We start from the raw sequence: 8,983 nt of genomic DNA on the forward strand, positions 1-8,983 counted from the left end.
CCCAGCCCACAATGGTTCGATGCATTGCGACGGAGCGGGCCGAGGCCATCGCTGCGTTCAAGGCCTACGGCTTCGCCTCAGGGCGGGGTCCCGAGAAGCGGGCGCCGAAGTTCGTTTTCACCGCCCCGAAGGAGGAGCAGATCCGCTACCTCCAGGGGCTCTTCGGCGCCGATGGCTCGAAGACGCACAGGAAATCCCAGGTGACACTCAGTTCCGCCTCCCTGGAACTCCTGCGGGACGTTCAGTTGCTCCTGCTGAACCTGGGCATGCGGAGCAACATCAAATATTACCCGCATCGCCCGACCGGACGGGCCTGGGGCCAACTCAAGGTCAACGGCAAGAGCTATCACCGCTTCCTCGACCTTATTGGGTTCCCGCTGACGCCCAAGAAGCAGGAGCGCTGCGACCAGTTTCGCTGGCAGTGGACCAAGCAGGATCGTCTCGCGGTCGGGGTGGCCTCCGTGGTCGCTGACGAGGAGGTCGAGGTCTACGATGTCTCCGAGCCGGTGACGCACTCGCTGATCGCCGAGGGGATGATCGTCCACAACTGCAACCTCGGCTCGCTGAACCTCGCGAAGTTCGTCACGTCGGGCGCCACCGTGGAGGGGATCGACTGGGCCGGGATGGAGCGGGCCATCCGCCTCTCGGTCCGCTTCCTGGATGACGTTATCGAGGTGAACCCCTATCCGCTCCCGGAGATCAACGAGGCGGTCAAGAAGAACCGGCGGATCGGCCTGGGGGTCATGGGGTGGGCGGACCTGCTCTGCTGCCTCGGCATCCCCTACGACAGCGAGGCGGCCCTGGAGCTGGGCGATCGGGTGATGGCCTTCATCCAGGAGAAGGGGCACGACGAGTCGCGGCGGCTGGCGGAGGAGCGAGGCCCCTTCCCCACGTGGGCCCAGAGCATCTACCGGGACAAGGGGATGCTCCGGAACTCCACCGTGACCACCATCGCCCCCACCGGCACCATCTCCATCATCGCCGACTGCTCGTCGGGCATCGAGCCCCTCTTTGCGGTGGCCTTCGAGCACCGGGTGGGGGAGCGGCGCCTCTCCTTCGTCAACAAGCACTTCGAGGCGATCGCCAAGGCACGGGGCTTCTCCAGCGAGGCGCTTATGCAGAAGGTGGCGGAGCGGGGGACCCTGCACGGCCTCGCGGAGGTGCCGGAGGACGTGCGGCGGGTCTTCATCACCGCCCACGAGGTCGCGCCCGAGTGGCACGTGCGCCACCAGGGGGTCTATCAGCGTCACACAGACAATGGCGTGAGCAAGACCATCAATCTGCCCAGCAGTGCTACGTCGGAGGACATCCGGAACGCCTACCTGCTCGCCTACGAGACCGGGTGCATCGGCATCACGGTCTTCCGGGACGGCTGCAAGGGGACCCAGGTCCTGCACGTGGGGACGGGGGCCAAGGAGCAGGAGAAGGCGCCGACGGCACAGGCGGCCCCGCCGGCCCCGGTTCAGCCCCGGCCGCGGGTGGTGCAGGGGGTGACCTACCGGACGGAGACCCCGCTCGGGACGGCGTACATCACCGTGAACCACAACGGCCAGGGGGAGCCGCTCGAGGTCTTCGCCAACGTGGGAAAGGTAGGGAGCGAGACGGCCGCGGTCTCGGAGGCCATCGGCCGGCTCATCTCCCTCTGCCTGCGCCTGGCGTCTCCCGTGCCGGCCAAGGAGCGGGTGAAGCAGATCGTGGAGCAGCTCGGGGGCATCGGCGGGAGCCGCCACCTCGGCTTCGGGAAGGAGCGGATCCGGTCCCTCCCGGACGCCATCGCCAAGGTCCTGGCGGAGCACGTGGGGATGATCGAGACGGAGGAGCAGGCCGCCGCCCAGCTCACGCTGCCCGAGCGGAGCGGCCCGCCCATCAAGGTGGGGGATCCCTGCCCGGAGTGCGGGGAGGCGACGCTCGCCTACGAGGAGGGATGCCTCAAGTGTTACGGTTGCGGCTTCGCGGAGTGCTAGTCGGCCGATAGAGAGGGAGGAGGCGGGCCCTGGAGATGGGGGGCGCGGCGGGGGCCGGGCCCCCCATCGCTTTTCTCCGGTGACGTGTTGTGCGAGAATACCTGCGGGGCCCGGCCCCGCGAGGAGACCCGGGCGCCGGAAGGACGGATCGAATCGTGCGGCCCTGGCTTGCCATTGCCCTCCTCACGATGCTCGCTGCGGCCCCCGCGGTCGCGGTCGAGAAGTCCGTCCCGCCCAGCGCCGTGGTGCGGGCCTACCTGGCGGCCGTCCGGGAGGGGGAGTTTGACAAGGCCTACGACCTGGTGACGGAGCGGCTCCAGGAGGGGCTCCCCCGGGACGCGTGGGCCGAGCGCCTGGGCGGCCAGCTCGCCGACCGGGGCCGAGCCAAGATCCTCTTCATGCGGGTGCATCCGGCCATCGTGACAGGGAATGAGGCGACCGTTGTCGCCTCCTTCCGGCTGGAGACTCCGATCGGCCGGAAGGTGGCCAGGGAGACCTACAACCTGGTTCGGGAGAACGGGCGCTGGCGGATTGACGCGATCAAGATGTACGAGGCACCGGAGCAGTAGCCCGCCGCCCTTCCCTCGCCGCGCTATCCGTGTGCCGGTTCCGCGTTGTTGCTCCTGGCCGCCGGCCAGGCCGGAGGTGATCGCCGTGCTCGCCCGCCTGGCCCTTCCCCTCGCGCTCTCCCTCGCCCTGGCCTGGCCTCCGAGCGCCGTCGCCCAGGAAGACCATCACCAGAAGGTCCGGGCTGCCCTGCAGGTCCTCCGGGGGGAGGGGCCCCTCGAGGAGAAGCAGAAGGCCCTCCGCCTCCTGGCCTGCACGACCGATGAGGTGACGGTGGGGGCGGTGACGGACGCCCTGCTGCGGGACCCGAGCGAGGAGCTCCGGCGGGCGGCCGCCGCGGCCCTGGACTGCACCCTCCTCTCCCGCCTGAAGGGGCTGCCGGAGCTGGCCTCGGCCCTGGCCTCCGATCGCGCCGACCTAGTCCGGCTGGAGGCGGCGCGGACGCTCCGGAGGATCGAGCATCGGGGGGCGCTCGAGGCGCTCGAGCGGGCGGTCCGGGACGATCCCACGCCGCAGGTCCGCCGGGATGCCGCCCGGCACGCCGACGAGCTGCGGCGGGTGTTGGAGCAGGCTCCCCGGGTCTCGGCCCTCAGCGCCCCGGGGCGTCCCGACCCCCCGATCGACTTCCCGATTGACGAGACCATCATCCTCGCCTTCGACGTCCCCGTGAATCCCCTCACGGTCCTTCCGGGGACGGTGAGGCTCAGCGATGTGGCCGGGAACCGGATCCCGGTCCTGGTCCGCCCCGACCTCCTCCGTGGGCTGCGCTTGACCCTCACGCCGGCCACCACGCTCGCGCCCAACACCCCCTATACGGTGGTGGTGGACCCGGCCGTAGAGGACGCGCGCGGGGAGCCGCTCCCCGCCCCTGTCCGGTTCACCTTCCTGACGGAGGTCCGGCCCTGGCTCAAGGTGACGGCAGTCCGGACCGCCCGCGCGGAGATCCCCCCCGACTTCGTGATCTCGGTGCGCTTCAACCGGCCCGTGGATCCGACCACGGTCACTTCCGACTCGTTCCAGGTCACGATCCAGGAGACCGGGGAGCTATACGGGGGAACCATCCGGCTCTCCCGGGACCGCCGGGTGATCTTCTTCACTCCGAGCCGGCCCTTTCCGCTCCGCCGCACCGTGAGCGTGACCCTGACCCCCGACCTCGCCGACACGGGGGGCAATCCGCTGGAGAAGCCGTTCACCACCGCCTGGCCGGTCCGGGCCGGGGCCAAGATCTAGCCGGTCACTCCCCCCACGAGGAGGGCGCATGGGCATCTGCTCCGATGCGTGGATTCGCCGGATGGCCCGCGAGCACAAGATGATCGAGCCCTTCGTGGAGCAGCAGGTCCGCGAAGCGGTCATCTCCTACGGGCTCTCCTCCTACGGCTACGACATCCGCGTCGCGGACCAGTTCAAGATCTTCACCAACATCAACAGCACAATCGTGGACCCCAAGGCCTTCAACCCGGAGTCCTTCGTGGACTTCCAGGGCCCGGTCTGCATCATCCCGCCCAATTCCTTTGCCCTCGCGCGGACGGTGGAGTACTTTCGGATCCCCCGGGACGTGTTGACCATCTGTCTCGGGAAGTGCCTCCCTGGCCATACCCGGGTGGTGGACGCCGCGACCGGGGCGTTCCTGCCACTCCGGGATTTCGTGGCGAAGCGTGGAGGCCTGGTCCCCACGCTGGACGGCCAACGCTTGCGGCGCGGCGAGGTCACAAGCCACCTCGCCCAGGGGGTGCAGCCGACGTTCCGGCTCACGACGCGGACGGGGCGGGTCATCGAGGCCACCGCCGGCCACCCGTTCCTGACCTTCGAGGGATGGACACCGCTCCACCGGCTTCGGGTGGGCTCGAGGATCGCTGTCCCCCGCTGCCTCCCCGTCTTCGGCCAGGTTCCCCTTCCGGCCCACGAGGCCGTCCTGCTCGGGCTGCTCCTGTCCGACGGCCAGTGCGCCACCCCGGGACATTCCCCCCGCTACACCTCGGGGGACCCGGTGCTCCGGGAGGCCCTGGCCGAGGCCGCCCGGGGGTTCGGATGCGAGGTCACGCGGGTGGGGGAGATAGGGATGAACATCGTGAACCGGCCGGGGCGTGGGGGGATCATGCGGCGGAACCGGTGCGCCGCGTGGCTGGAAGGCCTCGGGGTCAACGTCCGCTCCCGGGAGAAGTTCATTCCAAGCGTTCTCTTCACCGCCGATCAGCCGAGCATCCGGCTCTTCCTCCAGGCCCTCTTCTCCGGTGACGGGGGGATCTCCCGGACCGGTGACGAGCTCCACCTCGAGTACAGTTCGGCCTCGGAGCGCCTGGCGCGCGACGTCCAGCACCTGCTCCTGCGGTTGGGGATCGTGGGGTTCCTCCGGAAGCGGTGGACCAACCGCGGGACGACGGCATGGATTCTGAGCGTAACCGCCAAAGGACAGATCCTCCGCTTCGCCGGCGCCATCGGTTTCCTTCCCGGCTCTCAGAAGCAGCGCCGCCTCCAGGAGGCGGTCCAGTACATCGCCGGGATGCCGGAACGGAAGTCCAACTTCGACACCCTGCCTCCGGAAGCCTGGCAGATGCTCCGGGAAGCGGCGGCCAGGGGGGGGCGTTCTCTGCGGAGCCTGGGCCTGGACCGGACCCAGCCGAACCAGAGTGTGCCCCGCGCAGCCGTCCGCCAGGTGGCCGAGGGTCTGTCGGACGAGACCCTGCTGGCGCTCGCGGATTCAGACGTCCTGTGGGACGCGGTCGGGCGGATCGAGCCGGCGGGGGAGCAGGAGGTCTTCGACCTCACGGTGGAGGGAACGGCCAACTTTGTGGCGAACGACATCCTGGTGCACAATTCCACGTACGCCCGCTGCGGCATCATCGTGAACGTCACCCCCTTCGAGCCGGAGTGGGAGGGGACGGCGACGCTCGAGATCAGCAACACGACGCCGCTGCCGGCCAAGATCTACGCCAACGAGGGGATTGCCCAGGTGGTGTTCTTCCGGGCCGATGAGCCCTGCGAGGTCTCCTACCGGGACAAGCAGGGGAAGTATCAGGCCCAGCGGGACATCACCCTCCCCCGGGTCTAGCCAAGCCGATGCGACCGGAACCGCAGGCGGGAATCGGGGGGGTCCAGGCCCTCCCTCTCTTCCTCCTGGTGGCGGGCCACATCGTCGTGGACGCCAACCAGAACGTCCTCCCGGTCCTCCTGCCGGTGGCCAAGGCCACCTTCGACCTCACCTACTCTCAGGTGGGTCTGGTGGCGGCCCTCCTTTCCCTGACCTCCTCCCTGGCGCAGCCCATCTTCGGCTGGCTCTCCGACCGGTGGCGGTTCGACTGGCTCCTGGCGGTCGGGGTCGCCTGGACCGCCCTGTTCATGGGGACAACGGGCGTCGCCCCGTCCTATCCTGCCCTCCTGCTCGCCGTGGGACTGGCGGGGCTCGGGACCGCCGCGTACCATCCCAAGGCCTCGATGGGCGTCGCGGCCGCGGCGGGGGTCCGGAAGGGGGCGGCGATGTCGCTCTTCTCCGCGGGGGGGAACCTCGGCTTCGCCCTCGGCCCGATCGCGGGGGCTTTCCTCCTCTCCCGGTTCGGCCCCCCCGGGACGCTCGGGCTGCTCCTGCCCGGGGCGGTCCTGGCCGTGGCCCTCCTCGCCGTCCGGCCTCCGCGTCTCCCGAGGCCCCGTCTCGCCGCAGGGGAGCACGGGGGCGAGGCCCCCGTGCCGGTCCTCGGGCTCAGCCTCCTCATCCTCGCAGTCTCCCTCCGCTCCTGGACCTACCAGGCCACCATCATCTTCCTGCCGTTTCTCCTCGCGAACGACCGCCAGCCGGCCGCGCCGTCCAGCGTGGCCCTGTTCCTCTACCTGTTCTGCGGCGCGCTCGGGGGCCTTCTGGGGGGCACGCTCTCGGACCGCTGGGGACGCCGCAGCATCCTCGTCGGGACGATGATCACGTATGCGCCCCTGATGCTGGGCTTCCAGGCCACCGACGGGGGGCTGGCTCTGCTGCTCCTGGCCCTGAGCGGCGCGGCGTTGCTGGCGAGCTTCTCGGCCGCCGTCGTCTTCGCTCAGGAGCTGCTCCCGACGCGGGTGGGGCTCGCCTCCGGCCTCACGCTGGGGTTCGCGTTCGGTGCCGGCGGGATCGGGGCGGGGGTCACGGGGGTGCTGATTGACGCCGTCGGGCTGGAGTGGGGAATGGCGAGCCTGAGCCTGCTCCCGCTGGGGGCTGCCCTGGCGTGCGTGCCGCTCAAGGAACGGCGGATTCCGGCCCCCGCGACCGGATGAGCCCCCGGACCGCGGGGCGCGCCGTCGCGCTGGGCCTTGCCGCCCTCGTCATCTCCTCCTGCGGCGGCGACGACTACCGCGCCATCCGCAACCTGGCCTCAAGAGGAGCGACGCTGGTCTGCTTCGGCGATAGTCTGACGCAGGGGGTGGGGGCCGGCCCGGGGGAGGACTTCCCGAGCCTCCTGGCCGCCACCCTCCCGATTCCCGTGGTGAACGCCGGCGTGGCGGGGGAGACCACCGCGGACGGCCTGCGGCGCCTGGAGCGGGATGTCCTGAGCCAGGACCCGCGTCTGGTGCTCGTCTTCTTCGGCGGCAACGACTTCCTCCGGCGCGTCCCGCGGGAGCAGATCCGCCGGAACCTGGAGGTCATGGCGGAGCGGATCCAGGGGGCCGGGGCCATGGTCGTTCTGGTGGGGTTCAGGGCAGGGATTCTCACCGACGAGATGGGGCCGCTCTACGAGGAGGTCGCTCGGGACCGCGGCATGCTGTACATCCCGGACGCCCTGAAGGGCATCCTGACCGATTCGCGCCTCAAGAGCGATGCCGTCCACCCGAACGGCGCCGGGTACCGAAGGGTGGCCGACCGCCTGCTTGCGGAGCTCCACCCGCTCCTGCGGGCGGCGGACCGGGCCCGTCAGCGCCTGGGGGGGTGACCCTCCTCTCGAGCGGGAGGCGCCGGGGGACGGGAACAGCCCGATAGGATCAGCGTTCGGAGTCGGCCGGGGCGGCCGCCACGCGAGTGGCGGCTATTTTTGTTTAGTGGCGGCGGGCCTGGTAGATGCCGATGCCAAAGGAGACGACGGAGAGTGCCAGGAAGAGGCCCGAGATGGGTCGAGAGAGGAACAGGGTGAGGTTGCTGTCGGTCATGATGGCCCGGATCAAGTTCTGCTCGATCTGGTCTCCCAGGATGACCCCCAGGATGAGGGGAGCCAACGGGAAGCCGGTCTTCACCATCAGGTAGCCCAGAACCCCGAAGAAGAAGAGGGTCCAGACGTCGGCCAGGAGGTTGTTCAGCGCGAAGGCCCCCAGGGCGCACAGGACGAGGATCACCGGCATCAGGCTCTGCTGCGGGACGTTCACGATCCTGAGGATCACCCGGAGCCCCAACGCCTCGACCAGGATCGTAAGGAAGTGGCCGATGAAGTAGGCGGCGAAGAGCCCGTAGGCGATATGGGTGTGCGTGGTGATGAAGAGCGGACCGGGCTGGATCCCGTGGATGATCAGGGCGCCGAGCATGACGGCCGTCACGGCGTCCCCCGGGATACCGAAGGCCATCATGGTGATCAGGGAGCCGCCGATGTTGGCGTTGTTGGAGGACTCGCTCGCCACGATCCCCTCGGCGTGGCCCGTCCCGAACCGCTCCGGGGTCCGGGACATCTTCTTCGCCTGGTCGTAGGCGAGGATATTGGCCGCGCTGCCGCCCACCGCCGGAAGGATCCCAATCCAGAGGCCGATGAGGGAGGAGCGGATGAGGTTGACCGGCTGCCGGAGGATCTCGCGAATGACGGCGAGGTGGGAGACCTTCAGGTTGAACCGCTGGCGGGCATCCAGGGCGCCTTGCCCCCTGGCCTGCTCCAGGTCCAGCATAATCTGGGAGAACGCGTACACCCCCACCAGGACCGGCAGGAACGGGAAGCCGGTCCGGAGGAGGTCCGTCCCGAATGTGAAGCGGGGGACCCCCATCATGGGGTCCGATCCCACCGTGGTCACCAGGAGACCGACCACCGAAGCCAGCAGGCCTTTGAGGAGGGACTGCTCCGAGAGGCTCGAGACGATGCTCAGCGTCAGGACGAAGAGGGAGAAGAATTCCCAGGGGCCGAACTGCAGGGCCAGGTAGGCGAGCTGCGTGGCGCCGACGACGAGGAACAGGCCGGCGATGAGGCCGCCGAAGAGGGAGGCCCAGATCCCGAGCCAGACCGCCCGGCCGGGTTCCCCCCTCCGGGCCATGGGGAAGCCGTCGAAGGTGGTGGCGATGGCGGAGGGTGTCCCGGGGATCCCGAGCAGGCAGGCCGAGACCAGGCCGCCCGACTCCCCTCCGACGTAGACCCCGACCATGGTGGCGATCCCTTGCAGCGTGTCCATCCCGAAGGTGAACGGGAGGACCAGGATGATGGTCATGGTGATGGTGATGCCGGGGATGGCGCCGCCGACCAGCCCGGCGGCGATGCCGCCCAGCATGGAGAGGAAGGTCTGGGGAACGAGGAGGGCGC

The 8,983-nt window shown here is 69.7% G+C and carries 6 protein-coding genes and 3 pseudogenes; 8 read left to right on the forward strand and 1 reads right to left on the reverse strand.

The window, feature by feature from the left end; translation table 11 throughout:
* From VGT06_03195 to VGT06_03230, 8 genes and pseudogenes are all read left to right on the forward strand, one after another.
* A partial coding sequence (locus VGT06_03195; GenBank protein HEV8662141.1) for an LAGLIDADG family homing endonuclease occupies positions 1-1,964 on the forward strand: 1,964 nt, incomplete at its 5' end.
* 155 nt (positions 1,965-2,119) lie between these two features.
* On the forward strand, positions 2,120-2,533 hold the full coding sequence (locus VGT06_03200) for a hypothetical protein (GenBank protein ID HEV8662142.1): 414 nt from the start codon (positions 2,120-2,122) through the stop codon (positions 2,531-2,533).
* Between the two features lie 76 nt (positions 2,534-2,609).
* Positions 2,610-3,761 carry an Ig-like domain-containing protein gene (locus tag VGT06_03205; GenBank protein ID HEV8662143.1) on the forward strand — a complete coding sequence of 384 codons (1,152 nt, stop codon included), beginning with the start codon at positions 2,610-2,612 and terminating at the stop codon, positions 3,759-3,761.
* Positions 3,762-3,789: 28 nt separating this feature from the next.
* A pseudogene (locus VGT06_03210) lies at positions 3,790-4,110 on the forward strand (dCTP deaminase).
* Positions 4,111-4,176: 66 nt separating this feature from the next.
* Positions 4,177-5,342, forward strand: a pseudogene (locus VGT06_03215) (LAGLIDADG family homing endonuclease).
* Positions 5,343-5,346: 4 nt separating this feature from the next.
* A pseudogene (locus tag VGT06_03220) lies at positions 5,347-5,580 on the forward strand (dCTP deaminase).
* A gap of 8 nt (positions 5,581-5,588) precedes the next feature.
* Positions 5,589-6,773, forward strand: a complete 1,185-nt coding sequence (locus VGT06_03225; GenBank protein ID HEV8662144.1) for an MFS transporter — start codon at positions 5,589-5,591, stop codon at positions 6,771-6,773.
* A complete protein-coding gene (locus VGT06_03230; GenBank protein ID HEV8662145.1) occupies positions 6,770-7,426 on the forward strand; it encodes a GDSL-type esterase/lipase family protein in 657 nt (218 codons plus the stop codon). Before VGT06_03225 ends, VGT06_03230 begins: the two co-directional genes overlap by 4 nt.
* A 103-nt stretch (positions 7,427-7,529) precedes the next feature.
* Here the strand turns inward: VGT06_03230 and VGT06_03235 are convergent.
* On the reverse strand, positions 7,530-8,983 hold a 1,454-nt coding region (locus tag VGT06_03235), incomplete at its 5' end, for a tripartite tricarboxylate transporter permease (protein ID HEV8662146.1).

Origin of the sequence: Candidatus Methylomirabilis sp. (assembly GCA_036000645.1) — a bacterium.
Classification (GTDB): domain Bacteria; phylum Methylomirabilota; class Methylomirabilia; order Methylomirabilales; family JACPAU01; genus JACPAU01.